General features: G+C 72.5%; 21 protein-coding genes and 1 tRNA gene. 4 read left to right on the top strand and 18 right to left on the bottom strand.

Annotation, left to right across the window (positions count from 1 at the left end; all coding sequences use genetic code 11):
• Nucleotides 1-5: 5 nt before the first annotated feature.
• From cobA to ACO0M4_RS27510, 7 genes are all read right to left on the bottom strand, one after another.
• Nucleotides 6-1,244 carry a uroporphyrinogen-III C-methyltransferase gene (gene cobA / locus ACO0M4_RS27540; protein WP_430373585.1) on the bottom strand — a complete coding sequence of 413 codons (1,239 nt, stop codon included), beginning with the start codon at nt 1,242-1,244 and terminating at the stop codon, nt 6-8.
• A gap of 162 nt (nt 1,245-1,406) precedes the next feature.
• Nucleotides 1,407-5,549, bottom strand: a complete 4,143-nt coding sequence (gene cobT, locus ACO0M4_RS27535; protein WP_430373584.1) for a nicotinate-nucleotide--dimethylbenzimidazole phosphoribosyltransferase — start codon at nt 5,547-5,549, stop codon at nt 1,407-1,409.
• 235 nt (nt 5,550-5,784) lie between these two features.
• Nucleotides 5,785-7,005: a precorrin-6y C5,15-methyltransferase (decarboxylating) subunit CbiE gene (gene cbiE / locus ACO0M4_RS27530; protein ID WP_430373583.1), complete on the bottom strand. Its 1,221-nt coding sequence runs from the start codon at nt 7,003-7,005 to the stop codon at nt 5,785-5,787.
• Between the two features lie 172 nt (nt 7,006-7,177).
• Nucleotides 7,178-7,813, bottom strand: a complete 636-nt coding sequence (locus tag ACO0M4_RS27525) for a GNAT family N-acetyltransferase (protein WP_390025611.1) — start codon at nt 7,811-7,813, stop codon at nt 7,178-7,180.
• A gap of 579 nt (nt 7,814-8,392) precedes the next feature.
• Entirely contained in the window at nt 8,393-9,250 is an 858-nt protein-coding gene (locus tag ACO0M4_RS27520; RefSeq protein ID WP_430373582.1) for a MetQ/NlpA family ABC transporter substrate-binding protein, read from the bottom strand.
• Between the two features lie 100 nt (nt 9,251-9,350).
• The gene (locus tag ACO0M4_RS27515) at nt 9,351-10,085 is read right to left on the bottom strand and encodes a methionine ABC transporter permease (RefSeq protein WP_430373581.1); all 735 of its coding nucleotides are present in this window, start codon (nt 10,083-10,085) and stop codon (nt 9,351-9,353) included.
• The gene (locus ACO0M4_RS27510) at nt 10,082-11,140 is read right to left on the bottom strand and encodes a methionine ABC transporter ATP-binding protein (RefSeq protein ID WP_430373580.1); all 1,059 of its coding nucleotides are present in this window, start codon (nt 11,138-11,140) and stop codon (nt 10,082-10,084) included. The genes ACO0M4_RS27515 and ACO0M4_RS27510 overlap by 4 nt, the downstream gene beginning before the upstream one ends.
• A 667-nt stretch (nt 11,141-11,807) precedes the next feature.
• On the opposite strand from ACO0M4_RS27510, the gene ACO0M4_RS27505 reads away from it, so the two are divergent.
• Nucleotides 11,808-12,176 carry a hypothetical protein gene (locus ACO0M4_RS27505; RefSeq protein ID WP_430373579.1) on the top strand — a complete coding sequence of 123 codons (369 nt, stop codon included), beginning with the start codon at nt 11,808-11,810 and terminating at the stop codon, nt 12,174-12,176.
• Complete coding sequence (locus tag ACO0M4_RS27500) at nt 12,169-12,630, top strand: hypothetical protein (RefSeq protein WP_390021181.1); 462 nt, start codon at nt 12,169-12,171, stop codon at nt 12,628-12,630. Before ACO0M4_RS27505 ends, ACO0M4_RS27500 begins: the two co-directional genes overlap by 8 nt.
• A gap of 46 nt (nt 12,631-12,676) precedes the next feature.
• Here ACO0M4_RS27500 and ACO0M4_RS27495 read toward each other — a convergent pair whose 3' ends face one another.
• Both ACO0M4_RS27495 and ACO0M4_RS27490 read right to left on the bottom strand, forming a co-directional pair.
• The gene (locus ACO0M4_RS27495; protein WP_430373578.1) at nt 12,677-13,165 is read right to left on the bottom strand and encodes a GNAT family N-acetyltransferase; all 489 of its coding nucleotides are present in this window, start codon (nt 13,163-13,165) and stop codon (nt 12,677-12,679) included.
• 203 nt (nt 13,166-13,368) lie between these two features.
• Nucleotides 13,369-14,550, bottom strand: a complete 1,182-nt coding sequence (locus ACO0M4_RS27490) for a glycerophosphodiester phosphodiesterase (protein WP_430373577.1) — start codon at nt 14,548-14,550, stop codon at nt 13,369-13,371.
• Between the two features lie 314 nt (nt 14,551-14,864).
• On the opposite strand from ACO0M4_RS27490, the gene ACO0M4_RS27485 reads away from it, so the two are divergent.
• Entirely contained in the window at nt 14,865-15,536 is a 672-nt protein-coding gene (locus ACO0M4_RS27485) for a lysophospholipid acyltransferase family protein (RefSeq protein ID WP_390021186.1), read from the top strand.
• A 103-nt stretch (nt 15,537-15,639) separates the two neighbouring features.
• On the opposite strand, the gene ACO0M4_RS27480 is transcribed toward ACO0M4_RS27485, so the two are convergent.
• The 6 genes from ACO0M4_RS27480 to ACO0M4_RS27455 form a co-directional block, all read right to left on the bottom strand.
• Nucleotides 15,640-17,610: a bifunctional metallophosphatase/5'-nucleotidase gene (locus tag ACO0M4_RS27480; protein ID WP_430373576.1), complete on the bottom strand. Its 1,971-nt coding sequence runs from the start codon at nt 17,608-17,610 to the stop codon at nt 15,640-15,642.
• 290 nt (nt 17,611-17,900) lie between these two features.
• Nucleotides 17,901-19,544: an MFS transporter gene (locus ACO0M4_RS27475; protein WP_430373575.1), complete on the bottom strand. Its 1,644-nt coding sequence runs from the start codon at nt 19,542-19,544 to the stop codon at nt 17,901-17,903.
• Nucleotides 19,541-20,092, bottom strand: coding sequence for a TetR/AcrR family transcriptional regulator (locus tag ACO0M4_RS27470; protein ID WP_390021190.1), 552 nt, complete (start codon nt 20,090-20,092; stop codon nt 19,541-19,543). The genes ACO0M4_RS27475 and ACO0M4_RS27470 overlap by 4 nt, the downstream gene beginning before the upstream one ends.
• A 173-nt stretch (nt 20,093-20,265) precedes the next feature.
• Nucleotides 20,266-21,693 (bottom strand): argininosuccinate lyase, encoded by a 1,428-nt coding sequence (gene argH, locus ACO0M4_RS27465; protein ID WP_430373574.1) that lies wholly within the window; start codon nt 21,691-21,693, stop codon nt 20,266-20,268.
• Between the two features lie 115 nt (nt 21,694-21,808).
• Entirely contained in the window at nt 21,809-23,005 is a 1,197-nt protein-coding gene (locus ACO0M4_RS27460; protein WP_430373573.1) for an argininosuccinate synthase, read from the bottom strand.
• Between the two features lie 218 nt (nt 23,006-23,223).
• Nucleotides 23,224-23,625 (bottom strand): DUF488 domain-containing protein, encoded by a 402-nt coding sequence (locus tag ACO0M4_RS27455; RefSeq protein ID WP_430373572.1) that lies wholly within the window; start codon nt 23,623-23,625, stop codon nt 23,224-23,226.
• 142 nt (nt 23,626-23,767) lie between these two features.
• Here ACO0M4_RS27455 and ACO0M4_RS27450 point away from each other — a divergent pair.
• Nucleotides 23,768-23,841: transfer RNA gene (locus ACO0M4_RS27450), tRNA-Pro, on the top strand.
• A gap of 132 nt (nt 23,842-23,973) precedes the next feature.
• Here the strand turns inward: ACO0M4_RS27450 and ACO0M4_RS27445 are convergent.
• Genes ACO0M4_RS27445 through argB form a run of 3 tightly spaced genes read right to left on the bottom strand, consistent with a single transcriptional unit; the run spans nt 23,974 to nt 26,736 of the window.
• Nucleotides 23,974-24,516, bottom strand: a complete 543-nt coding sequence (locus ACO0M4_RS27445) for an arginine repressor (protein ID WP_100602218.1) — start codon at nt 24,514-24,516, stop codon at nt 23,974-23,976.
• Between the two features lie 19 nt (nt 24,517-24,535).
• Entirely contained in the window at nt 24,536-25,786 is a 1,251-nt protein-coding gene (locus tag ACO0M4_RS27440) for an acetylornithine transaminase (protein ID WP_430373571.1), read from the bottom strand.
• Complete coding sequence (gene argB / locus ACO0M4_RS27435) at nt 25,783-26,736, bottom strand: acetylglutamate kinase (RefSeq protein WP_430373570.1); 954 nt, start codon at nt 26,734-26,736, stop codon at nt 25,783-25,785. The genes ACO0M4_RS27440 and argB overlap by 4 nt, the downstream gene beginning before the upstream one ends.
• Nucleotides 26,737-26,785 lie beyond the last annotated feature (49 nt).

The raw sequence follows: 26,785 nt of genomic DNA, 5'->3' as shown, positions 1-26,785 counted from the left end.
ATCGGCTACCGGGAGGGGGCGGCGGGGGCGAGGGTGACCACGTCGCCGATGACGATGACGGCCGGCGGGCGGATGGCTTCGGCCCGTACGGTCGCGCCGAGGGTGGCGAGGGTGGCGTCCACGCGCCGCTGGGCGGCGGTGGTGCCCTCCTGGACGACGGCGGCCGGGGTGTCCGCGGGGCGGCCGCACTCTATGAGCTTGGCGGCGATGGCGCCGCTGTTCTCCACGCCCATCAGGACGACGAGGGTGCCGCGCAGCTTGGCGAGCGCGGCCCAGTCGACCAGCGAACGCTCGTCTTCGGGGGCGACATGGCCGCTGACCACGGTGAACTCGTGGGCGACCCCGCGGTGGGTGACTGGGATGCCGGCGGCGCCGGGGACCGAGATGGTGCTGGAGATGCCGGGGACGACGGTGCAGGGGATGCCGACTTCGGCGAGCGCCTGGGCTTCCTCCATGCCGCGGCCGAAGACGAACGGGTCGCCGCCCTTGAGGCGCACCACGGCCTTGCCGGCCTTGGCGTGCTCGATCAGGGCGTTGTTGATCGCCTCCTGCGCCATGAACCTCCCGTAGGGGATCTTGGCGGCGTCGATGACCTCGACGTGCGGCGGGAGTTCGGCGAGCAGATCGCGCGGGCCGAGCCGGTCGGCGATGACCACGTCCGCCTCGGCCAGCAGCCGGCGGCCGCGGACGGTGATCAGGTCGGGGTCGCCGGGTCCGCCGCCGACCAGCGCCACGCCGGGGGTGTGCGGGCGGCGGTGGTGCGGGGCGGCGATGCTGCCGTCGCGCAGGCCCTCAACGATGGCATCGCGGACGGCGGCGGAGCGGCGCGGGTCGCGGCCGGTGAGGACCGCCACGGTGACGCCCTCGCTGCGGCCGGTGGCCGGGGTCCAGGCGGTGGCGGCCTCGGCGTCGTCGGCGCGGACCGCCCAGACGCGGCGCTCCTCGGCTTCCTGGGAGGCGGCGGCGTTGGCCTCGGGGTCGTCGGTGGAGATCAGCGCGTACCAGGCACCGTCGAGGTCGCCGGGCTGGTAGCGGCGGCGCTCCCAGCGGAGCTCGCCGGTGTCGGCCATCGCCTCGACGGAGGGGGTGGCGGACGGGGAGACCAGCAGGACGTCGGCGCCTGCGGCAAGGAGGGCGGGCAGGCGGCGCTGGGCGACCTGGCCGGCGCCCAGCACGACCACACGGCGGCCGGACAGCCGCAGTCCGACGGGGTAGGCGGCGTGTTCGGCGACGGGCTCGGCCATGGTGGTGTGGGCTCCTCGTGCGGTGGTGCGAGTTCGACGACCGTTCAGTCGCTGCGGCGCCGGAGCGGCTGAGGGGGGTGCGGCCTGGGGACGTACGGCCCCGGCCCACAGCCTATGGGGCTGCGGGCCGGGGGTCATGCGGGGGCCGGGCGGCCCCCGGTGTCAGCCCTTCTCGGTGACTCCGGCGGAGTCGAAGGTGGCGACCTCGTGCATGGCGCGGGCGGCGCTCTGTACGACGGGCAGCGCCAGCAGGGCACCGGTGCCCTCGCCCAGTCGCAGGTCGAGGTCGACCAGCGGGCGCAGGCCCAGCTTGTTGAGGGCCGCGACGTGGCCTGGTTCGGCGCTGCGGTGGCCGGCGATGCAGGCGGCCAGCGCTTCGGGGGCGATGGCCCGGGCCACCAGGGCGGCGGCTCCGGCGCTGACGCCGTCCAGGATCACCGGCGTGCGCAGTGAGGCGCCGCCGAGGATCAGGCCGATCATGGCCGCGTGCTCCAGGCCGCCGAGGGCGGCGAGGACGGTGATCGGGTCGGCCGGGTCGGGCTGGTGGAGTTCCAGGGCGCGGCGGACCACGTCGACCTTGCGGGCGTGCGTCTCGTCGTTGATGCCGGTGCCGCGGCCGGTGACCTCGACCGGGTCGACGCCGGTGTAGACGGCGATCAGGGCGGCCGAGGCGGTGGTGTTGGCAATGCCCATCTCACCGGTGAGCAGCGCCTTGTTGCCGGCCGCTACGAGGTCGCGGGCGGTCTCGATGCCGACCTCGATGGCCTTGAGGGCCTCCTCCTGGGTCATCGCCGGGCCCTGGGTGAAGTCGGCAGTGCCGGGGCGGACCTTGCGGGGCAGCAGTCCGGGGGTGGCGGGGAGGTCGCCGGCCACGCCGACGTCGACCACGCAGACCTCGGCGCCGACCTGGTTGGCGAAGGCGTTGCAGACCGCGCCGCCGCCCAGGAAGTTGGCGACCATCTGGCCGGTGACCTCCTGGGGCCAGGGGGTCACGCCCTGGGCGTGCACACCGTGGTCACCGGCGAAGATGGCGACCGCGGCTGGTTCCGGGATGGGCGGCGGGCACTTGCGGGACAGGCCGCTGAGCTGGGCGGAGATGATCTCCAGCATGCCGAGCGCGCCGGCCGGCTTGGTCATCCGCTTCTGCCGTTCCCACGCCTCGCCGAGCGCCTTGGCGTCCAGCGGGCGGATGCCGGCGAGGGTCTCCTGGAGGAGGTCGTGCGGGGCCTCACCGGGCAGCGCGCGGCGGCCGTAGGTCTCCTCGTGGACGACCCAGGACAGCGGGCGGCGCTTGGACCAGCCGGCCTGGAGGAGTTCGGGCTCGTCCGGGAACTCGTCGACGTAGCCGACGCAGAGGTAGGCGACGACTTCGAGGTGTTCGGGCAGGCCCAGTTCGCGGACCATCTCCCGCTCGTCGAAGAAGCTGACCCAGCCGACGCCCAGGCCCTCGGCGCGGGCGGCGAGCCAGAGGTTCTCGACGGCGAGCGCGGAGGAGTACGGCGCCATCTGCGGCTGAGTGTGCCGGCCGAGGGTGTGCCGGCCGCCGCGGGTGGGGTCGGCGGTGACGACGATGTTCACCGGCGTTTCGAGGATGGCCTCGATCTTCAGCTCGCGGAACTGCTTGGCCCGGGCCTTGGGCAGCGACTTGGCGTAGGCGTCGCGCTGCCGCATGGCGAGCTCGTGCATCTTGGCGCGGGTGTCGTCGGACCGGATGACGACGAAGTCCCAGGGCTGGGAGTGGCCGACACTGGGGGCGGTGTGGGCCGCTTCCAGGACGCGCAGCAGGACCTCGTTGGGGATCGGGTCGGAACGGAAGCCGTTGCGGATGTCGCGGCGCTCGCGGATGACGCGGTGGACGGCGGCGCGCTCGGAGTCGTCGTAGGCGGGCGCGGGGGCCGTCGCGGGCGCCGGCTCGGCGGCGGGGATGCCGGCCGGGTGAGCGTCGTCGCCCTCGGCGTGTTCGACGAACTGGGCGTCGTCCTGCTCGTGCGGGCGGACTTCGGCTGTGGCTTCGGCTTCGGCTTCGGCGACATCGTCGGCCGGTGCGGGCTGGGCCGGAACGGCGTCGGCGGCGGCCGCGGGGTCCTGCGGTGCCTGGTCGACGGCGGGCTCCTGCGGGGCGTCGGCGGTGGCCGGCTCGGCGGTGGCCGGGGCCGGGGTCTGCGGGGCGACGGGCTGCGGCCCGGCGGCGGGCTGGGGTGCCGGCCCGGCCGCTTGCTGGGCGGGGGCCTCGGCCGGGTCGGCGGCGGGCTCCGGAGTGTCGGCGGCCGGCACGGGCTGCTCGTCCTCAGGGGTGGGCTGCGGTACCACCGCCTCTACGGCGGGCTGCTGGCCCTCCGCATCCTCGGGGGCGGCGGGCTGCGACTGTCCGGCGTCCTGCGACTGCGGCTCGGCCGCCTCTATGACGGGCTGCTGGGCGGCCTCCTCCGGGGCCGGCGCGGCGTCGGGGGCCTGGGTGGCGGCCTCCGCGGGGGCCGGCTGGCCTTCGGCGGCGGAACCGTCCTCGGCGGGCTGCGGCTCGGCGGCCTGCTCCGCAACCGGCTCCGGGGCCTCGGCGGCGGGGTGCTCGGGCTGCGCCGTGGAGGCCGCTCCGGCCGAGGCTGCCTCAGCCGGGGCGGCCTCCACCGGGACCTCGGGGGCGGGCTGCGGCGCCGGGGCCTCGGCCTGCGGCTGGTCCGTGGCCACAGCCTGCTCCGGGGCACCGACCGGCGGCTGCTCGGCGGGCTGGGCCGCGTCCTGCGGAGCCTGGGCCACCTCGGCGGGGGCCTGCACAGGCTCGGCGACCGGCGGCTGCTCGGCGGCCTCGGGCTGCGCCGCCGCGTCCGGGGTCGCCGCCGGCTCGGGCGCGGCCTGCTGCGGCGCGGCCTCCGGGGCGTCCTGGGCCGCGGCGGTGGCGTCGGCGGGCGGCTGCTGGACCGCGGCGGCCGGCGCCTCGGCCTGCTCGGGCGCGGTCTGCTGGGCGGTGGCGTCCGCGGCGGTGGCCGCCTCGGCCTGTGCGTCCACGGCCGGCGGCTGCTCGGCAACGGTCTCCGCCGCCTCCACCGGGGCGCCCTGCGCGGCTTCGGGCGTCTCCGCGACGACGGGGGCGGGGGCGCCGTCCTCAGCGGCCGCCATGCCCTCGGCGGGCACCGGCACCGGCTGTTCCTGCGGCTGCTCGACCGGCATCGACACGGCCTGCGCCTGCTCCGCCGGTACCTGTTCAACGGGCGGTTGCTCGGCGGGCAGCTGCTCGGCGGGCAACGCACCGTCCTGGACGGGCGGCTGTGCCTCGGGCGCGACCGTCGCCGCGCCGGCCGGGTCGACGGGGGCGGGCGTCGGCTCCGCGACGGGCATCGCCGCGGCCTGGGCGGACGCCTCTCCCCATGGCTGCACCTGGACCGGTGCGTGGGACGGGATCTCGCCCAGCTGCGGTCCCGGCAACGGGCCTTGGCCGGCGGCCCCGTAGGACTGCTCGGCGTACAACTGGCCTTCGTAGGGCTGCTGGCCGTACGTCGGGAGGGCCGCGGCCTGCTGCTCCTGAGAGGCGGCGTCCGTGGGGGCGGCCGGCTCCGGGAACGGTGGGGCGGGCACTGCCTGGGCCTGCGCGGCCGCCGACCCGTCGTCAACCGGCTGTGCGGCGGCGGGCTGCGGTTCAACGGGCTGCGCGGCGGCGGGCTGCTCCACTACGGGCAGCGGCGCGGCCTGGAGTGCCTCGGCCGGAACGTCGAGGTATTCGGGGTCAGCGGCCGGGCCGGCGGTCTGTCGGGGGGCCGGCTGGGGTGCCCCGGCGGGTCCCCGGTCGGCCAGCGAACGGACCACGCCGCCGGTCGCGTCCGGGACCGGCGGGCCCATGTGGAGCGGACGGCGGGGCGCGGCGGCGGCACTTTCCCCGCCACCGACCCCGGCGTGGGCGTATGCCTGCTGCTGGGGGGCGGCGGGCTGCGGGACGCGGACCGCACCGAGGTCGACGGAACCGGAGTCCCGGCCGCCGCTCTCGTGGTCGCCGATCGCGGCGGCCGCCGGCGCCTGGCCGGTGGCGGGCTCGAACGGGGCGGCCGGCTGCGGCGGTACCGCCTGCGGCTGCGGGAGCGGTTGGGCGGGCTGCGGCGCCTGTTGGGCGCCCTGCTCGCTCCAGGCGCCCTGGGCGCCCGGCATCAGCAGGTCGTCGTCCTCGACCGTGCCGTCGGCCGGGCCGAGGTAGGGATAGTCGCCCGAGTGCTGGGTGGGACCGGGGTCGGCAGGGGTGGGAACGGCCTGCGGCTGCCCGCGATGTCCGCCTGCGTTCTCCGGCTGTCCCTGGCCCGGGACCTGGCCGGTGTCGGTCATGCGTACCCCTCGCCCACTGCTAGTGCTCCTTCCAACCGCCCGTGCGACGCGCCGACCGGTGCGCACCGACGCCCCGATAGCGAGAACGAGCGAGCGCGCCTCCCGGCACGTCCGCCCTCAAGTGCTTCATTTTCGTCCAAAACCACGGCAATTTCCGGATATTGGCGTACGAAGCTGAAAGCGGAACGGCGGCGCAACGATCCGCCAGCCTACCCCGCGCGGGTGCTCTTCCTGGTCACGGGTGAGGAACGCGATAGCCGCTCAGCAAAAACACCACAGAGCGTTCACGTTCGACCCAAACGGAAGTGTCCAGTTCCACGGACTGGAGGAGGGCGCATTCGACTTCGTAGCCGCCGTCGGCGAGAGCCCGGCCGAGTGCCTCGGCCTGGTCGCGGGTCGCGGCGTGGGTGACGATCCGTTCGGGGCGGCGGGCCGCACAGGCGGTGACCACGGCCGCTCCCCCGGCGCCGATGCGCACCACGTCGGGCTCCGGGAGCTCCTCCAGGATCTGCGGTGCGCGGCCCTGGACGGCCTGGAGTTGGACGCCGTACCGGCGGGCGAGGGCGGCGGCGCGGGCGCAGGCGTCCGGGTCGGCGTCGACCGCGATGACCGCGGCGCCGAACCGCGCGGCCTCGACCGCGGCCGCTCCGCCGCCGGACCCGATGTCCCAGACCAGGTCGCCCACCCGTGGCCCGAGGCGGGCGAGTTGGGCGGTGCGCAGTTGGACGGACTCGCCCTCGCCCAGCGCCCCGCCATAGGCGCGGTCCGGAAGTCCCCAGCCGCGCGGGCCGGTCGGGTGGCCCACCTCCTGACCGGCGATCCAGCCGGTGCCCTGGGCGGCGGCGCCGGACGGCGAACCGCCCACGACGATGACGACGTTGGGGTCGCGCCAGACGTGGTCGGCGACCTTGTCGGATGTGAGGACCGTCACCCGCTCCCGTGCGGTGCCCAGGTCCTCGCAGATGACGAAGGTGCGGTGCACACCGTCCAGGAGGAGGGCGAGTTCGGCGGGGCCGGCGCCGGGTGAGGTGAGCACCGCGACCTTGGGGTGGGCGCGGCAGACGTTGACCGCGCGGCGCAGGTCGCGGCTGTGGGCGACGACGACCTGGGCGTCGTCCCAGGGCATGCCGGCCCGGGCGAAGGCGGCGGCGACGGAGGAGACGGCCGGTACCACCTCGACCTCCAGCCCGTATTCGGGGGCGCGCAGGGTGCGGACCACGCCGAAGAAGCCGGGGTCGCCGTCGGCGAGGACGACGGCGGTGCCGCGGTGCTGGGCGATGCGGCGGGCGGCGAGGGTGACGCTGCCGAGCCGGATCCGTTCGGCGGTCGGCGGGACCTCGGGCAGCGCGAGGTGGTGGGCGGCGCCGGCGACCAGGGTCGCGGCGGCGAGGGCGGAGCGGGCGGCGGCGGTCGGCGGAGAGCCGTCCCATCCGATCACCGTGACCCGGTCGGCCATGCTCGTCAGTCTCCTGGGGGCTGGTTAAGGGTTCCCGGGTGGGCGGCGGGGGTGGTGGCCGCGTCCGGGGAGGGTGCTGAGGGGTGCCGGTGCGCGCTGGTCGGGGCGGGCCCGGCCGCCGTCCGGCAGGCCGAGGGTACCCCGGCGGCCGCAGGCGGGAGGTGGTGCGGGGTCAGTTCCACTCGGGGTAGGCGAAGCCGTTGGCGTCGACCATCCGGCCGGGGAGCCCGTCGAGGTCCTCGGGGAGCAGGCTCCAGACGATCTGATCCGTGCGGAGGTCGGTCCAGGTGCCGTCGTCCGCACGGGTACGGGCTATGCAGGCGTTGCGCAGCACTCCCTCGCTGATGCAGCCGATCTTCTGGGCGACCTGCTGGGAGGCGGTGTTGCCGGCGGCGGTGCGCAGCTCCAGGCGCTCGAACTTCTGGTCCTGGAAGAGCCAGCGGGCGGTGGCCAGGGCCGCCTCGGACGCGTAGCCCTCACCGCGGGCCCAGGACGCGACGATGTACGAGATCTCGGTGGACCGCACCCGCCAGTTGGTGTTGCCGAGTTGGACGATGCCAACCAGGCGCTGGGTGAGGAACTCGGTGACCGCGAGGTCGATGCCGCGTCCCGCGATGCGTTCGGTGGGCGCGTAGGCGGTGACCCAGGTGCGGGCGGCGTCCTGGGTGTAGGGCTGGGGCGCCGAGGTCCAGGAGGCGACCAGTTCGTCGTTCATCATCTCGGCCAGGGCGGGAATGTCGTCCTCGTCGAGCGCGCGCAGCACCAACCGGTCCGTGCTGAGGGAGATGTCCGGAAAGGTGGATGTCATGCCGATGCTCCAACGCCGTTGACTGAGGTGCTCCGGGACATCACGGGCCGTGTACGCCGTGCGACCGGGGCCGTCCTGACCGTCTTGAATGCACCAGCATGCAGCATCGGCCCGCGGGCGTGCCACGCGCCCGGGCCCCGGCTGCGCGGGCGGACGCGGTCGGGGCCCGTGACCACACCCGCCCACCCCCCGAAGGGGGGTGGGCGGCGGGGAAAAACAAGAGGCGCGGGTGGGCGGCGGGCTATATAGGAGCGCACCCACCACCCCCGTTACGAAGGACGTGCTCGCCGCTCTTCGATAAGAGCCGCGAGCACCGCTGCCGCAAAAGGGCGAGCACCGCGATAGGGCGAGCAACTCTCCCTTAAGAGGGCGCGTAGAGCCCCTCCCCTAAACAAAGGGGAGGGGCTTCGCCAGGGAGACGGCTCCCCCGAAAAGACACTTCCCGTAGGAGAAACCCCTCCAGGAAGGAAGGGCGACTCCTTGGCAAGTGGGCTCTCGTGGGGCACGACTGCGGTACGAGGACGGATCCGCCGGGAGGACGGCTCCCCGAGCGGACGGCTGCCCTACGGGAGCGAGGCGTCAGCTCTTGACCGGACCGAAGGCCGGGATGACCGAACCGTCCTTGTACTTTTCCTCGATGAACTTCTTGACCTCGTCGGAGTTGAGGAGCTTGGCGAGCTTCTGGACCCGCGGGTCGTTCTCGTTGCCCTTCTTGACGGCGAGGAAGTTGGCGTAGGGGTTGCCCTGCGCCTTCTCCAGGGCCAGCGCGTCGGTGGACGGCTTGAGCTTGGCGCCGACGGCGAAGTTGCCGTTGATGACGGCGGCGTCGACGTCCGCGAGGCGCGGCGCGGTCTGAGCGGCCTCCAGCTCGGTGATCTTGATGCCCTTGTTGTCCTTGACGTCGGTCAGCGTGGCGTCGGAGCCGACGCCGGGCTTGAGGGTGATCAGACCGTTGTCGGCGAGCAGCTTGAGCGCGCGGCCCTCGTTGGACGGGTCGTTGGGGACCGAGACGCTGGAGCCGGCCTTGAGGTCGGAGAGCTTGTGGATCTTCTTGGAGTAGACGCCCAGCGGCTCGATCTCGACGTTGACGACCGGGACGATGTGGGTGCCGTTCTCCTTGTTGTAGGTGTCCAGGAACGGCTTGTGCTGGAAGAAGTTGGCGTCGACCTGGCCGTCGTCGGTGACCTTGTTGGGCAGCTTGTAGTCGTCGAAGGTCTTGACGACCAGCTTGAGGCCCACCTGGGGCGCCAGCTTGTCCTTGACGTAGTCGAGGATCGTGGCGTGCGGGGTGGGGCTGGCGGCGATGACCAGCGGGGCGTTCTTGTCGCCCTTGTCGGCACTGGCCGTGACGTCGGAGGGGGCGCTGCAGGCGCTGGCGCCGAGGGCGACGGCGGAGGCGGCGGCCACCGCCACGGTGATCTTGATGGTGTTACGCACGAAGAGTGCCTCTTTCTTGTGCACACGGGGGTCCGTGTGAGCTGCGCCCGGCAAAGGGTCCGGGCTTACGGGATGCGGGTGACGCGGGTGGTTCGTGGGGTCAGGCGGCCTCGGTGACCGGGGCCGGCTCCTCGGTGCGGACCCGGCGCAGGCCGACCCTCAGGGAGGAAGGACGGGTGCCGCGGCCGGCGAGCCGTCGGACGATCAGGTCTCCCAGCAGCTGGGCGACGGTGACGATGGCGATCAGCTCGACGACGGTGATGACCATGAGCCTGGTTTCGTACCGCAGGTAGCCGTAGGTGTAGGCGATGTTGCCCAGGCCGCCGCCGCCGACCGCGCCGGCGATCGCCGAGTAGCCGATCAGCGTGATGACGGTGGTGGTGACGGCGGCGATCAGGGCCGGCAGTGCCTGCGGGAGCAGCACCTTGAAGATGACCGTCCAGGTGCCGCCGCCCATCGCCTGCGCCGCCTCCACCAGCCCGTGGTCGACCTCGCGCAGCGCGGCCTCCACGAGGCGGGCGAAGAACGGGATGGCGGCGATGGCGAGCGGGACCACAGCGCCGGTCGGACCGATGGAGACACCGACCAGGAGGCGGGTGACGGGCATCAGCACGACGATCAGGATCAGGAACGGGAAGGACCGCCCGATGTTCGCGATCGCGCCGAGGACCTTGTTCACCACGACGTTCTGGAGCAGGGCCCCGCGGGCGGTCAGGTGCAGCAGCACGCCGACGGGGATGCCGATGAGGACCGCGTAGAACGTGGACCACCACACCATGAAGAGGGTGTCGAGGGTGGCGTCGGACAGCAGCGGCTGCATGTCGTTCCAGCTCACTGGGCATCTTCCTTCTGGAGCGTGGTGGTCGTCGGGGCGTCGTCGGCAGCGGCGCCGTCGACGACGTCGACCTGCAGACCCTGCTCGCGCAGGAAGCCGATGGGGACGACGTTGTCGTCGAAGCGGCCGGGCAGCTCGATGCGCATCCGGCCGACCTGATTCCCGCCGACGGTGTCCATGGCGGCGCCGAGGATCGAGACGTCGACGTTGTAGGTGCGGGCCAGCTCGGAGACCACCGGGCGGGTGGCGGCCGCACCGTGGAAGGTGACGTCGACGACGGTGCGGTCCTCGGCGGAGGGCTCGCCGCCGACCGGGAACAGCTCCCGGGCGAGTTCGGAGCCGGGGGTGGCGAGGAGTTCGGCGACGGTGCCCTGTTCGACGACCCGGCCGCCCTTCATCAGCGCGGCGGAGTCGCAGATGGTCTTGACGACGTCCATCTCGTGCGTGATGAGGACGACGGTCAGGCCCAGCTGCTGGTTGAGGTCGCGCAGCAGCCGCAGGATGGAGCGGGTGGTCTCCGGGTCCAGGGCGCTGGTGGCCTCGTCGGAGAGGAGCACCTTGGGGTCGCCGGCCAGGGCGCGGGCGATGCCGACGCGCTGCTTCTGGCCGCCGGAGAGCTGGGCGGGGTACGCCTTGGCCTTGTCGGCGAGGCCGACCAGGTCGAGGAGTTCCAGGGCTTTGCGGGTGCGGTCGCGGCGTCCGACCTTGAGGATCTCCAGCGGCAGTTCGACGTTGTCCTGGACGGTGCGTGAGGACAGCAGGTTGAAGTGCTGGAAGACCATGCCGATGTGGCTGCGGGCGGCGCGCAGTGCGGCGTTGGCGCGCTGACCGCGTCCGCCGAGGGCGGTGAGGTCCTGGCCGGCCACGGTGACCGTGCCGGAGGTGGGACGCTCCAGGAGGTTGAGGCAGCGGATGAGGGTGGACTTGCCGGCGCCGCTCTGGCCGATGACGCCGTACACCTCGCCCTCTCGGACGTGCAGGTCGACGCCGTCCAGGGCGGTGACCTCACGGCCTCCCGATCGGTAGACCTTGGTCAGGCCCGTTGTGGTGATCACAGGGAATTCCGTCACTGTCGAGTGCTCGGCGGCTGGCCGGGCACGGGGCATGCTGTGCGAGTGCGGCAGGGGGAAACGGGGAGCGGCGGTGGGCGCGGGGCCCGGCTCCGGGTTCCGGTGACGCGGGGCGGCCGATGGCGCGGGGTTCTCGGCGTGCGGCTCATGGTGGGGTCCCCTGCTCCTTCGGAGCGCGGGGGCAGGTCTCGCTTCGGGGCGCGAGGCTCAGACGGGGGCCCTCAGCGGTCACACATTCGACACATGCAACGAGCACCGGGCGTGGGGTACGCCTCGGTCGCGGGGGTGCGGCGGCTCGTCGTGGTCATGGCGGTCAGTAAACCAGACAGCGGTACGGCGCGATCAACCCCGTCCGCATAGCGGACAGTGGTGCCCGACCCGTGGACGGCGCCCCGCCCGGCCCGGACGATCTTGCCGGTCCGCCCGTGGCCTGCGCGGATACCGCCGGCGGCGCGGAGGCGCACCGGCCGGCCGCCCGGCCGGTGCCAGGCGGGCTGTGGCCAACGCCACGACCGCCGGGCCGCCCCCGCCCCCCGACGCCGGTCCGGCGGGCCACGGCGGGGCCGGACGCGGTGATCCGTCCGGCGCCGATTAGCATCGGGCCCATGCTCCACAACCCCACAGCGCGCGGCCGTCTCGTCCGGAGGCCGCGGTGATCGACGCGCTGACGATCGCGGTCGGCGTGGCCGCTCTCGCGCTGGCCGCCTGGTGCGGCTTCGCCGCGTACCGCAACGAACCCACCAAGGACTGGCACTTCATCGGCATGATCGTCGTGTCGCTGCTGTGCATCGTCCAACTGGTCATCGCCATCGTGCAGTTGGCGCGCGGACACTCCCCCGAGAAGGGCACCGTGCTCTTCCTGGCGTATCTGCTCGGGGCGGTCGCGTGCGTCCCGGCGACCGGGTTCATGTCGCTCTCCGAGCGGACCCGATGGGGTTCGGCCACCGTCGCCGCGGGCTCCGTGGTGCTGGCTGTTCTGGAAGTACGGCTCTTCGACATCTGGGGAGGCGGCAGTGTCTGAGACTGCCCCGAAGACCGCGGCGACCGGTGCCGCGGAGGAGACCACTGTCCGGGATCCGGCCACGAGGCTGGGCGCGGGCCCGGGGCGGCTGCTGGTCACCCTCTACGGCGTCTTCACCGTGGCCGCCGCGTCCCGTTCGCTCTACCAGCTGATCGCCCAGTTCGACCGCGCCCCACTGGCGTACCTGCTGTCGGCGGTCTCCGCGCTGGTCTACGGCTTCATCACCTTCTCGCTGGTGCGCGGCGGCGAGGGGGCCCGCCGGGCGGCGGTCGTCTGCTGTGGCCTGGAGCTGCTCGGCGTGGTCGGCATCGGCACCTGGACGCTGGTGGACCCGGCGGCGTTCGCGGACTCCACGGTCTGGTCGTACTTCGGCATGGACTACCTCTTCATCCCGGTCGCCCTGCCGGTCACCGGGCTGATGTGGCTGCGCCGGGCCCGTACGGCGACGGCGTAGCGCACAGGGGGATGTCCGGGCCCGCCGTCGCGGGCCCGGTCCGGCGTCACTGCGCTGCGGCGGGCTCCTTCTCCAGCCTGACCAGGCTCAGCCGGTGGGTCAGCTGCTCGGTGCCGACCGGGGCGTAGCCGTGGCTGCGGTAGAGCCGGAGGTTGCCCTCGCTGCGGTGGCCGGTGAAGAGGCGGTAGCGCTTGGCGGAGCGTTCCTCGGCCAGTCGCCGCTCGACGGCGGCCAGCAGCCGGCCGCCGATGCCGTGCCGCTGGAGCCGGGGGTGCACGATCAGCTTGGCGATCTTCGCCGTGCCGTCGGCGTCGACCGTGCCGCGCACCGAGCCGACGACCTCCTCGCCCAGTCTGGCCACCACGACGCAGCCGGAGGTCAGTTCGGCGCGCAGGGAGTCCAGCGTCTGGGTCAGCGGCTCGATTCCGTAGTCGTCGTAGAGCGCGGCCTCGGTCTGGTAACAGAGGTATTGGAGTTTGAGGATCTGCTCGGCGTCGTCGTCGGTCGCCGTCGAGATGGTCACGCTCGTGCCCATGCGCGTTTGCCTCCCCTTTTCGGTTCGCTGTCCGCTTCCGGACTCCCCGGCATTCGGCAGCGGCAATCTCCGCCGGAGGCATTCTGCGCGGGCATACGGGACAAGCGGAACGGACCGGCGCCAAGCTCCCCTGTGACATTGCCAACTCAGATGAGTACGCGGGCCAGTGGGGCGGGGCGCCGGTCCGGGAGGCGCGGCGCGGGTCAGTGCCGGCGGAACTCCTCGGCGGCGAGCACCGCGGTGTCCGGGTTGTCGGAGAACAGGCCGTCGATGCCGGTGGCGAAGAGCGCCTTGAAGTACGCGAGCGAGTTGCCGTAGTCGCCCGGGTTCTTGCCGACCTGGAAGTCCAGCGGCAGGAAGCTGTTCTCGTTCCGCACGGTGTACGGGTGGACGACCAGTCCGGCGGCGTGCGCGTCGCGGACCAGGGCGGTGGGCTTGCCGAGCTTGCCCTTGTCGTCCTGCGCGATGATCTGCGGCAGCCAGGGGCCGATGCCCTGGGCGAAGCCGGCGATCCACCTGAGCCCCTCGGGCTTGAGCAGGTCGGCGGTGGTGCGCGGGTCACCGGACTCGACGAAGTCCCAGGGCCGGACGGACGGCTCGTCGAGCAGGACGACCTTCGGGCACTTCACGCCCAGCTCGCCGAGCCGCCGCAGGCTGCTGGGCTCGAAGGACTGCAGGAAGTTCGGGGCGTGTGCGGTGTGCCGGCCGTAGCGACGCAGCAGGTGGGCGAGCCGCTCCTCCAGGCCCAGGCCCAGCTTGCGGAAGTAGGTGGGGTGCTTGGTCTCAATGTGCAGCCAGACCGGACGGCCGCGCTCGCGCCCCTTCTTCTCGGCCCACTGCAGGGCCTCTTCGAAGGTGAGGATCGGCCAGACGCCGTTGTAGAGGGTGTTGTGCTGGCGGACGTCCGGTATGCGCTCCTTGGCGCGCAGCGTCTTGATCTCGGCGAGCGTGAAGTCCTCGGTGAACCAGCCGGTGATCTTCTTGCCGTCGATGGTCTTGGTCGTCCTGCGGCCGGCGAACTCCGGGTGCTGTGCGACATCGCTGGTGGCGCTGATGTCGGGCTCGTGGCGCAGGATCAGGTGGCCGTCCTTGGTGGGGACGAGGTCACCGGCCTCGATGACGTCCGCGCCCATGTCGAGGGCGAGTTGGTAGGAGCCCAGGGTGTGCTCTGGGCGGTAGCCGCTGGCGCCCCGGTGGCCGACGACCAGCGGGACCGGCAGCTTGCCGGGCCGGCCGGCCGGTGCCGGCCGGTTCGCCGGGGCGGCGGCGTGCTCCGCCGGGCCGGCGGCCTGCGCCTGTCCCGCACCGGCCATTACTGCCGCCCCCGCGCTCAGGGCCGCGGCGCCCAGTACCGTCCGTCGTCCCGGCTCGTGCCGCTTCTCCATGCCCGCGCTCCTCGTTCTGCGTCGTGTCCCGGTCCGACCCGGTGGCATTCCGGATGTTCCGGGGTATTCCGGTGTATCCAGGGGTCCGGAAGGTGTCTGTGGACTCCTTCCGGAAGCCCCATGATCGTAAGCACGGACGGGTGATGTCGGGGAGACGCCCGCAAGGACTGCGGGGAACATGGACGTAACGCACGTCAACTCTGCGTATCGGCCCCGTGAACCCGATGTGCGCACGGGAGTGACCCGCGAGTATGGTCCTGGGCTGCAGAGCGCTGCGTCCCCTGCTACTGACCACCACCGACCCGGAGGGCCCGTTGTCCCGCATTGTGCTGAAGGCGATCCTCGGACTGATGATGCGTGTCCTGTTCCGCCCGAAGGTCGAGGGCATGGAGCGGATTCCGGAGACCGGACCGGTGATCATGGCCGGCAACCACGTCACGTTCATCGACTCGCTGTTCCTGAGCCTGGTGGTCAAGCGCCCGGTGTTCTTCATCGGCAAGGACGAGTACGTCACCGGCAAGGGGATCAAGGGCCGGCTGATGGCCTGGTTCTTCACCACCGCCGGGATGATCCCCGTGGACCGCGACGGCGGGCACGGCGGGGTCGCAGCGCTGATGACCGGCCGCCGGATCCTGGAGGAGGGCCACGCCTTCGGCATCTACCCGGAGGGCACCCGCTCGCCCGACGGCCGCCTGTACCGCGGCCGCACCGGCGTCGCGCGGCTCGCGCTGATGACCGGCGCCCCGGTCGTCCCGTTCGCCATGGTCGGCACGGACAAGGTGCAGCCCGGCGGCACGGGCCGTCCGCACCTCGCCCCGGTGACCGTGCGCTTCGGCGAGCCGCTGGACTTCTCCCGGTACGAGGGCATGGACCGGGACCGCTACGTCCTGCGGGCGGTCACCGACGAGGTGATGAGCGACGTCATGGAGCTGTCCGGCCAGGAGTACGTCGACGTGTACGCCACCAAGGCCCGCGCCGCCGCCTGATCCCGCCCCCCCCACGCCACGAAGGGCCCCGTCTTCGGACGGGGCCCTTGGCGTGCGTGGCCGCTCGGTGCGGCGGTCCGACCGGACCGCGGCTACCGGGCGCTCAGCAGGGGACCTGGAAGCCGTCGGGTGCCCGCTGGCCCTCGGCGTCGCCGGCGAGCGCCTTGCGCAGCGCCTCCTCGGGGCGCGGGATACGGCTGCCGTCGGCCTGGAGGAGCTGCTGGTGCACGGCGACGGAGCCGACGCGGGCGCCGGGGAGGTGGGCGTTCTTGGCCGTGACGCGATTCAGTTCGGTCGGGGACAGTCGGCGCCGGGTGCGGACGTAGGCGATGAAGCTCTCGAAGTCCCGGGTGTGCCGGACGGGTTCGGTGAACCCGGTGAAGGCGCTGAAGCCGTCCTGGTTGATGAGGGTGTACGAGGGTGCGGCGAGGCGGTAGCGGCGGGCCGGGGCGAGCGGCTCATCGTCGATGAGGACCTCGGCGGGGTCGATCCGGTGCCCGGCCCGGCCGGCGGCGTCGAAGGTGTAGCGGACGTTGCTGGAGACGGCCAGCGGGGCGAAGGACAGGCCGCCGCCGGCGGAGGACGCCCACTGTTGCTCCAGGGCGTCGTGGATCTGCCGGCCGGTGACCGTGACGGTCATGATCGGGTCGCCGAAGCCGACCGCGTTCCACGCCTGCCCGTAGGTCACCACGCCGTCTGATGCTTCGTCGCGCACCAGGTCGGCGGCGATGATGGCGGCCCCGACCCGCGGGGCCACCGCGATGACGGCGAGTTCGGCGGGGACGTTGCGGTGGCCGCCGGGGTCGTCCATCGGGCCGTGCGGCTGGCTGCCCGCCCACAGCGCCCAGTCGGCGACGAGGTTGCCCATGGAGGACTCCCCCACCTCGTTGCGCCGGCGGGTGAAGGAGGCGGTCTGGGTGCCGATCCGGGTGCGGGCACGGCGGGCGCCGTAACCCGCCCAGTAGTCGGCGATCGACTTCAGCTCCGGATCCGGTGTCACGTCGCGGGTGTTGGGGTGGTTGACGGAGGTGGTCAGCGCCCGGATCACCTTGCCGGTCACCGGGTCGAGCCGCAGGTTGATCTCGTTGATGATCTGGCCGTAGCAGCCGGCCTCGACGAACGGGCGGGGCACGCCCTTCGGGTCCGGCAGCATCATGGTGAAGGCGCAGTGCCAGTGGCCGGTGACGATGGCGTCGATGTCCGGCGAGACCCGCAGCGCCAGTTCGTAGGCCGGGCCGGAGGGGTTGCTGCCGCTTTGGAAGTCGCTGCCGGCGACCGCGCCGTCGTGCATGCTGAGGATGATCGCGTTGACGCCCCGGCGCTTCAGCGCCGCCGCGCAGCGGTTGGCGGTCTCCAGTTCGTCCAGGGTGCGCAGCCCGGGCTGGTAGGAGCCGGGGAACGACTCGGTGCCGATGGCGGTCAGGTGGATGAAGCCGATCGGCAGCCGGCGGCCGCGGCCGCTGTCCACGTGCACGATGTTGTACGGCGGCAGCACCCGCCGGCCGGTGTCGTGCCACACCATGTTGGCGCTGTAGTAGGGGAAGTTCGCGCCGCGGAAGCGGTGGCCGGTGGAGTCGGTGAAGGAGTCGTCGCGGCCGACCACCGGGAACGGGCGGCCGCGTTCCATGTGCTCCTGGAGGAAGACCGTCGACTTGTCGAACTCGTGGTTGCCGGCCGAGGCGAAGTCCATCCGTAGGGCGTTGAGGGCTTCGATGGTGGGTTCGTCGGCGAAGGAGGCGGCGTCGAACTCCCAGCCGGAGAAGAGGTCACCGGGGGCGAAGAAGAGGGAGTTGCGCCGTCCGGCGCGCAGCCGCTCCAGGTGGGCGGCCATGTAGGCGACGCCACCGACGGTGTAGCGCTTGCCGCCGGCGCCGGTGATGACGGAGTTGGCGCCCGGGGCGCCCTGTAGATATCCGTGCAGATCGGTGATGTTGAGCAGTTGGACGTCGACGTACTCGTCGGCCGTGGCGGCGTCGCGGGCGTGGCCGGTGGCGTAGGCGTTGCTGCCGATCGCGCTGACGGTGGCCATCGCCCCCGCGGCGGTTACGAAGGACCGTCGTCCGATGTCGCGCACTGCGTCACTCTCCTGAGCGGGTCCGACCGTTGGGGGGACGACGCGAGAGTCAAACGAGCCGCGCGGGACAACCGGCCACCAGGACGCGTACCGGGCGTGAACGGCAGGGGACGGTCGCCCCCAGGGGCGTGTCCTGTGGATCATGGCCGGTGCGTGCGGTCACGTTCCACGGGACACGCCTGTGCGGGGGCAGGGGGCGGGGCGCTGTCCCTCGTTCGCCCGCCGGGTGGGCCCTTACGGGTGCCCGGTCGGGGGTGGGGTGCGGACTGCCGGTGGGCCGGTCACGGGAGTTAGGACGGGCCTCCGGCGGCGGAGCCGGAGCCGGCCACCGGTGCGGCCTCGGTGCCCACCGCGGGCTGCGGGGTGGGCGCACTGTCGCCCAGCCGCTGGCCGCGGAGCAGGAACCACGCGGCCACCGCGGCGCCCAGCAGCACCACCGCGCCCACTCCGGCGGCGGTGTCCACGCCGCTGACGAAGGAGTCCTGAGCGGCCTTCAGCAGGGCGGCGCTCTGGTCGGCGGGGAGGTGGGCGGCGGCGTCCACGGCACCGCCGAGCGAGGAGCGGGCGGCGTCGGCGACGTGTTCGGACACGCCGGCGGGGGTGGCGAAGCCCTGGTAGATGCTGGTCACGATGGAGCCCAGCAGGGCGATGCCGAGCGCGGCACCCAGTTCGTACGCGGTCTCGGAGACCGCGGAGGCGGCGCCGGCCTCTTCCTTGGGCACGCTGGAGAGGATGACGTCGGCGGTGACCGTGAAGGCGAAGCCGGCGCCGACGCCCACGACGAAGAGGATGCTGCACAGCGCGAAGGTGCCGGTGTCGCCGTGCAGGGTGATGCAGCCGGCGAGCGAGAGACCGACCACCGCCAGACCGCCGGCCACCACCAGCCGTACCGACAGCCGCCGGGCGACCCAGCCCGCCGCCAGACCGGCACCCACCGCGCCGATCGCGGCCGGGAGTTCGATCAGGCCGGCGTTGAACGGCGAGCGCATCTGCACCATCTGGAGGAACTGGGAGAGGAAGAAGACCAGCCCGGACAGGCCGAGGATGGTCAGCAGGTTGGCCAGGACCGCGCCGGAGAAGCCCCGGTGGTGGAAGAGCTTCATGTCCAGCAGCGGCGAGGCGAGGGTGAGCTGGCGTCGGACGAACAGCAGCAGGGCGAGCACGCCGATGACGGCGGCCGGCCCGATGTCCCACCGGAGGCCGTGCACCGCCGCTTCCTTGATGGCGTAGACGACGCCGATGACGCCCACGAGGGACAGCAGGACGCTGGGGACGTCCCACGGGCCCGGGTCGGGGTTGCGGGACTCCGGGATCACCTTGGCGCCGACGACGACCAGCAGCGCCATCACCGGCAGGTTGATCAGGAAGACCGAGCCCCACCAGAAGTGGCCCAGCAGGAAGCCGCCGAGGACCGGCCCGACCGCCGTACCGGCCGAGGCCATCGCGCCCCAGATGCCGACCGCCAGGCTGCGTTCCTTCGGGTCGTGGAAGAGGTTGCGGATGAGGGCGAGGGTGGAGGGCATCAGCGTCGCACCGGCCACGCCCTGGAGGGCCCGGGCGATGATCATCATCGACGGGGTGGCGGCGTAGGCGGCGAGCACCGACAGCGCACCGAACGCCACCGAGCCGATCAGCAGCAGCTTCTTCCGGCCGACCCGGTCGCCGAGGCTGCCCATGGAGACCAGCAGACCGGCGATGACGAACGAGTAGATGTCACCGATCCACAGCAACTGGGTGCCGGTCGGCCGCAGATCCTCGCTGAGGAAGGGGGTGGCGAGGCCGAGCACGGTGGCGTCGACGCCGACCAGCAGGACCGCCAGGACCAGGACCGAGAGTGCGAGCCAGCGGCCCGGCCGGGGCTGCTCGTCCGCATGGGCCGATCCGGCCCGCCCTGAGGCCGAACCAGCCCGCTCTGCGGCTATGGGATCGCTCATTTCTCCATGCTCCGTCGGATGCCGCCGAGCAGCAGCTCGGCGATCGAGTGGTTGAGGTCGTTCTTGGCGACGCGGCCTTCGTGCACCGCCCAGGCGCCGGCACCGAGGAGGCCGTAGAACGCCTCGGTCAGCCAGGCCGTACTGAGGTCGACCCGGAAGTCGCCCTCCTCCTGGCCGCGGCGGAACAGTGCGGCGAGCCGGGCGTCGAGCCGGGCCCAGCCGGCGTTGACGGGCCCGCTCTCGAAGAGCTGGTTCTCGGTGAAGAGGAAGGCCAGCACGCCGGCGACGGGTTCGGCCTCGCGGATCAGGCGGCGCAGCGCCCCGGCGGCGTCCCCCTCGTCGAGCCGGGCGGCGTCCATCGCCCGCGCGAACCTCGCTATGCCGTGCTCCTCCAGGGCGCGGATCAGCGCGTCGCGGCCCGCGAAGTGCCGGTGCAGGGTCGCCCGGCTGATGCCCGCGGCGCGGGCGATCTCGTCCATCGAGGTCGTCGCGCGGCGGGTGAGCAGTGCGGCGGCTTCGGTGAGTACGCGTTCTCGATCCACGGCCATGAGACGAAGAGTAGCCGAATGAGACACCAATGTCTCAATGAATTCTCCGGGGCCACCCGCGCCGTCGCCCACCGGAGCCCCGCCGCCGGACACGGCCACAACGCGAGGCGGCCCCCACCCGATCGGGTGGGGGCCGCCTCACCGGCCGGCGCGCGGCACCGGCCGTGCTCCCGTCACTTCTTGGCCGCAGCCCACTCCTGCTGCTGCACCAGGTCCGCCCGCACCTCGGCCAGCTGCACCGCCACCGCCGACGGCGCGGTGCCGCCGCGGCCGTTGCGCGCCGCGAGCGCACCGGGGACGTTGAGGACGCCCCGGACCTCGGGCGTCAGGTGCGGCGAGATCTTGGCGAACTGCTCGTCGGTGAGCTGGTCCAGCTCGATGCCCTGCGCCTCGCACTCCTTGACGCACTCACCGGCCACCTCGTGCGCCACCCGGAACGGCACGCCCTGCTTGACCAGCCACTCCGCGATGTCGGTGGCGAGCGAGAAACCGGCCGGTGCCAGCTCCTCCATCCGCGCGCGGTTGACGGTCAGGGTCGCCATCATCCCGGTGAACGCCGGGAGCAGCACCTCCAGTTGGTCGCAGGAGTCGAAGACCGGCTCCTTGTCCTCCTGGAGGTCGCGGTTGTACGCGAGCGGCAACGCCTTCAGCGTCGCCAGCAGCCCCGTCAGGTTGCCGATCAGACGCCCCGACTTGCCCCGCGCCAGCTCCGCGATGTCCGGGTTCTTCTTCTGCGGCATGATCGACGAGCCCGTGGAGAAGGCGTCGTGCAGGGTCACGAAGGAGAACTCCTTGGTGTTCCAGATGATCACCTCCTCGGCGATCCGGGACAGGTTGACCCCGATCATCGCGGTGATGAAGGCAAACTCCGCGACGAAGTCCCGCGCGGCGGTGCCGTCGATGGAGTTGCCCACCGAACCGTGCTCGAAGCCGAGGTCCGCGGCGACCGCCTCCGGGTCGAGCCCGAGGCTGCTGCCGGCCAGCGCACCAGAGCCGTACGGCGAGACCGCGGTCCGCTCGTCCCACTGCCGCAGCCGCTCCGCGTCCCGGGACAGCGGCTGCACATGGGCGAGCACGTGGTGGGCGAAGAGCACCGGCTGGGCGTGCTGGAGGTGGGTACGGCCCGGCATCGCGACGTCCGGGTGCGCCTCGGCGAGGCCGATCAGCGCCTCCTGGAGGTCGGCGAGCAGCCCGCCGATGATCCGGGCGTGGTCGCGCAGGTACATCCGGAAGAGCGTGGCGACCTGGTCGTTGCGGGACCGGCCGGCGCGCAGCTTGCCGCCGAGGTCCGGGCCGAGCCGCTCCAGCAGCCCGCGCTCCAGGGCGGTGTGCACGTCCTCGTCGGCGATGGTGCCGGTGAACGAGCCGTCGGCGACGTCGCGTTCGAGCCGGTCCAACCCCTCGATCATGCGGGCCAGTTCGTCGGCGGTGAGCAGGTGGGCCTTGTGGAGCACACGGGCGTGCGCGCGGGAGCCGGCGATGTCGTAGGGGGCCAGCCGCCAGTCGAAGTGGACGGAGGCGGAGAGTTTGGCGAGCGCCTCGGCCGGCCCGTCGGCGAAACGGCCGCCCCAGAGCCGGACGTCGCCGTTGTTGCTGCTCACTAGCTGTGCTCCTCGTGGATGGTGGTTCGCGGCGAGCGCCGGACGGGCTGGCGGTCAGCCCGTTCGGCGCTCGAACGGCGGGCGGGTCGGACCCGTGCGCCGGGTCCCGGAAGGGTCAGCCTGTCAGGTCACGCCGTGCGGCGATCTTGCTCGACATGCCGAAGAGCTCGATGAAGCCCTTGGAGAGCGACTGGTCGAACGTGTCGCCGGTGTCGTAGGTGGCGAGGTTGAAGTCGTACAGCGACTGTGCGGACCGCCGGCCGGTGACCACCGCGCGGCCGCCGTGCAGGGTCATCCGGATGTCGCCGGAGACGGCCTGGTTGGCCTCATTGAGGAAGCCGTCCAGGGCCCGCTTGAGCGGCGAGAACCACAGGCCGTCGTAGACCAGCTCGCCCCAGCGCTGCTCGACCTGCCGCTTGTAGCGGGCCAGTTCGCGCTCGACGGTGACGTTCTCCAGCTCCTGGTGCGCGGTGATCAGCGCGATCGCACCCGGCGCCTCGTACACCTCACGGGACTTGATGCCGACCAGCCGGTCCTCGACCATGTCGATCCGGCCGACGCCCTGGAGACCGGCCCGCGCGTTGAGCTGCTGGATGGCCTGGAGGACGGTGACCGGCTGGCCGTCGAGGGCGACCGGCACCCCCTCCTTGAAGGTGATGACGACCTCGTCGGCCTCGCGGGCGGCGGCCGGGTCCTGGGTGTACGCGTACACGTCCTCGGTCGGCGCGTTCCAGATGTCCTCCAGGAAGCCGGTCTCCACGGCCCGCCCGAAGACGTTCTGATCGATGGAGTACGGCGACTTCTTGGTGGTGGCGATCGGCAGGTCGGCCTTCTCGGCGAAGGCGATCGCCTTGTCCCGGGTCATCGCGTAGTCCCGGACCGGCGCGATGCACGTGAGGTCGGGGGCGAGGGACGAGATACCGGCCTCGAACCGGACCTGGTCGTTGCCCTTGCCGGTGCAGCCGTGCGCAACCGTGGTCGCGCCGTGCTTCGCGGCGGCGGCGACCAGGTGCTTGACGATGACCGGTCGGGACAACGCGGAGACCAGCGGGTAGCGGTCCATGTAGAGGGCGTTGGCCTTGATCGCCGGGAGGCAGTACTCGTCGGCGAATTCGTCCTTGGCGTCGGCGACCTCGGCCTCCACGGCACCGCAGGCGAGTGCCCGCTTGCGGATGACGTCCAGGTCTTCGCCGCCCTGACCGACGTCCACCGCCACGGCGATGACCTCGGCGCCCGTCTCCTCGGCGATCCAGCCGATGCAGACGGAGGTGTCCAAACCGCCCGAGTAGGCGAGTACGACGCGCTCAGTCACGGGCTTCTCCTTACGGTGGTGCATACGCTGATAGGCATAAGTATGCACTCGGCCGTATGTTTCGTCAACGGATTTGGAAAACCGCAGGTCAGCAGCGCCTCATCGCGACGGCGCCACTAGGGCACAGGCACGGCATCGGCGTGCCATCGCCGTAACGGGGCCGTGACGGGGACACCGGAGCACCGCATTTCACCCCCTTCAGCCCCCCTTCAGCCCACTCAGCCCTCCCCGAGCACCTCCCGCAGCACCGCCGCATGGCTGAGCGGCACCGCCTTCGTCGATGTCAGCAGCGTCAGCGGACCGTCCGCCACCAGTTCCCGCAGGTGTGCCAGCGCCTCCCCCGCCGCGCCCTCGGCCAGCTCGGCCCGGTAGCGCTCGACGAACTCATCGAACCGCTCCTCGTCGTGCCCGTACCACTTGCGCAGCTCCGACGACGGCGCCACGTCCTTGCACCACTCGACGCCGGCGATCCGCTCGTCCCCCTTCGCCATCCCCCGGGGCCACAGCCGGTCCACCAGGACCCGCGCCCCGTCCACCGGCTCCGGCGGGTCGTACACCCGGCGGACCTCGACCTCGTGCGACGCCTTCGACTTCTTCGCTTTGGACGGCTTTGCGGGCATATATCCATCGAATCACGGCTGCCGCGGGCCCGCCCGGAGGCCCGGGAACGCCCCGAAGGGGACCCGCTTTGGATTCATCGGCCAAGACAGGGTATTTTTCTGTCTGCACGCCCCGACCGGGACTCCCGGTCGGAACGAGCACCGGGACGTGGCGCAGCTTGGTAGCGCACTTGACTGGGGGTCAAGGGGTCGCAGGTTCAAATCCTGTCGTCCCGACGGTGCAAAACACAGGCCGGAGGCCGCCTTCGCAGAGATGCGAAGGCGGCCTCCGGTCGTTTTATGCGGCGGCGTTGCGGGGCCGGCGCGGCACCGCCCGGTGGGCGGGGCCCAGCAACCGCCCCGTCAGCCCTACCGCGCCCCCTCCGCCAATTGGAGGAGGTGGTCGGCGAGCTGCTGGCCGCCCGTCGGCTCGCGGCTGATCAGCAGCAGGGTGTCGTCGCCGGCGATGGTGCCGAGGATGTCGTGCAGCTCCGCCTGGTCGATGGCGGAGGCCAGGAACTGGGCGGCACCCGGCGGGGTGCGCAGGACAACGAGGTTGGCGGACGCCTCGGCGGAGATGAGGAGTTCGCCGGAGAGGCGGCGCATCCGCTCCTCCTTGGCGGACTCCCCCAGCGGCGCCCGCGGCTTGCGGTCGCCGCCCTCGCTCGGTACCGCGTAGATCAGCTCGCCGCCGGTGTTGCGGATCTTGACCGCGCCCAGTTCGTCCAGGTCGCGGGAGAGCGTCGCCTGGGTGACGGAGAGCCCGTCGTCGGCGAGCAGCTTGGCGAGCTGGCTCTGGGAGCGGACCGGCTGCCGGTTGAGGATGTCCACGATCCGGCGGTGGCGGGCGGTGCGGGTCTGCGGTACGGCCGGGCCGCTGTTCTGCGACTCGTTGCCCTGCGGCTCGGTCATCGTTGCGTCAGTCTCCGGATCATCGTTCCCCGTTGGCCGGTTGCTCGGCCGTCTTGAGGACGCCGGGGAGCTTCTGGAGGAAGGTCTCCACTTGCTCGTCGGAGACGATCAGCGGCGGGGCGAGCCGGATGACGTCCGGCGCGACCGCGTTGACCAGAAGTCCCGCGTCCTGGGCCGCCTGTTGCACCTGTGGCGCGAGGGGCCCGGTCAAGACGATACCGAGGAGCAGGCCGGCACCGCGGACTTGGCCGACCAACGGGTGCCCCAGGGCCTCGATCCCGGAGCGCAGCCGCTCGCCGACCCGCTTGACGTGGTCGAGGAGGCCGTCCGCCTCGATGGTGTCCAGGACGGCGAGGGCGCCGGCGCAGACCACCGGGTTGCCGCTGAACGTCGAACCGTGCGAGCCGGGGGTGAGCAGCTCGGCGGCCGGCCCGAAGGCGAGGGTGGCGCCGATCGGGAGACCGCCGCCGAGGCCCTTGGCGAGGGTGATGACGTCCGCTTCGACGCCCTGCGCCAGGGACTCCAGCCAGTGTCCGGTGCGGCCGATGCCGGTCTGGATCTCGTCGAGTACCAGCAGGGTGCCGGTGGCGGCGGTGATCTCGCGGGCCGCCTTGAGGTAGCCGGGCGGCGGGACGACCACGCCGTTCTCGCCCTGGACGGGCTCCAGGATGACGAAGGCGGTGTCGGTGGTGACGGCGGCCCGGAGGACCTCCACGTCGCCGTACGGGACGTAGTCCACGTCGCCGGGCAGCGGGCGGAACGGGCCCTGTTTGGCAGGCTGGCCGGTGAGGGCCAGGGCGCCCATGGTGCGGCCGTGGAAACCGCCGGTGGTGGAGACCATGTGGGTGCGGCCGGTCAGTCGGCCGATCTTGAAGGCGGCCTCGTTGGCCTCGGCGCCGGAGTTGGAGAAGTAGACCCGGCCGGGCCGCCCGGCGAGCGCCAGCAGCCGCTCGGCGAGGGTCACGGTGGGCCCGCTGACGAAGAAGTTCGACACATGGCCGAGGGTGGCGATCTGGTCGGAGACCGCGCGGACCACCGCGGGGTGGGCGTGGCCGAGCGCATTGACCGCGATCCCGCCGAGGAAGTCGAGGTAGGCGTTGCCGTCGGCGTCCCATACGGTGGCGCCCTCGCCCCGGACGAGCGGGACGCGGGGGGTGCCGAAGTTCTCCATCATGGCGCCCTGCCAGCGCCGGGTCAGTGCCTCGTTGGTGACCGGGCCGTGGTCGGTCTCCGTGCCCCGGGTGGCCGGGGTCTGTACCGTCTCGCTCATGCCGCCCCCTCCGCGGTGTGGTGTGGTGTGCTGCCCTGCGGTTCGGTGGCCGGTGCGGGGTCCGGGACCACCATCGTGCCGATGCCCTCGTCGGTGAAGATCTCCAGCAGGATCGAGTGCTGGACCCGCCCGTCGATCACCCGGGCGTTGCGCACCCCGTTGCGCACCGCGTGCAGGCAGCCCTGCATCTTCGGGACCATGCCGCTGGCCAGGTCGGGCAGCAGCTTCTCCAGCTGGCTCGCAGTGAGCCGGGAGATCACCTCGTCGCTGTGCGGCCAGTCCTCGTAGAGGCCCTCGACATCGGTGAGCACCATCAGCGTCTCCGCGCCGAGCGCCGCCGCCAGGGCGGCGGCCGCGGTGTCGGCGTTGACGTTGAAGACGCCGGCGGTGTCGTCCACGTCGCTGCTGCGGGCGATGGACGAGATCACCGGGATCCGGCCGTCGTCCAGCAGTGCCTGCACCGCCCCGGCGTCGATCGCGGTGATCTCGCCGACCCGGCCGATGTCGACCTGCTCGCCGTCGACGTCCGCGTAGTGCTTGGTGGCGGACATCAGTCGGGCGTCCTCGCCGGTCATGCCGACGGCGAGCGGGCCGTGCTCGTTGAGCAGGCCGACCAGCTCGCGCTGGACCTGGCCGGCCAGCACCATCCGGACGACGTTCATCGCCTCGGGCGAGGTGACCCGCAGTCCGCCCTTGAACTCCGACTCAAGGCCGAGGAGTTCGAGCTGGGCACTGATCTGCGGGCCGCCGCCGTGGACCACGACCGGGCGCAGTCCGGCGTGCCGCAGGAAGACCACGTCCTGGGCGAAGGCGCGCTTGAGTTCGTCGTCCACCATCGCGTTGCCGCCGAACTTGATCACTACGGTCTTGCCGTGGTGCCGGGTCAGCCAGGGCAACGCCTCGATGAGCGTGCGGGCCTTGGGGAGCGCGTTGTGTTTGCGGGTGGTCATGCGGCGGCCTCGTTCCGCTCCGTGGGGTGTCCGTCCGGGGCGCGCCGGT

The sequence above is a fragment of the Streptomyces sp. RGM 3693 genome (assembly GCF_050471125.1).
Taxonomy (GTDB): domain Bacteria; phylum Actinomycetota; class Actinomycetes; order Streptomycetales; family Streptomycetaceae; genus Streptomyces.
Note: the sequence above shows the minus strand (reverse complement) of the source record. Positions and strands in the feature narration are given on the sequence as shown.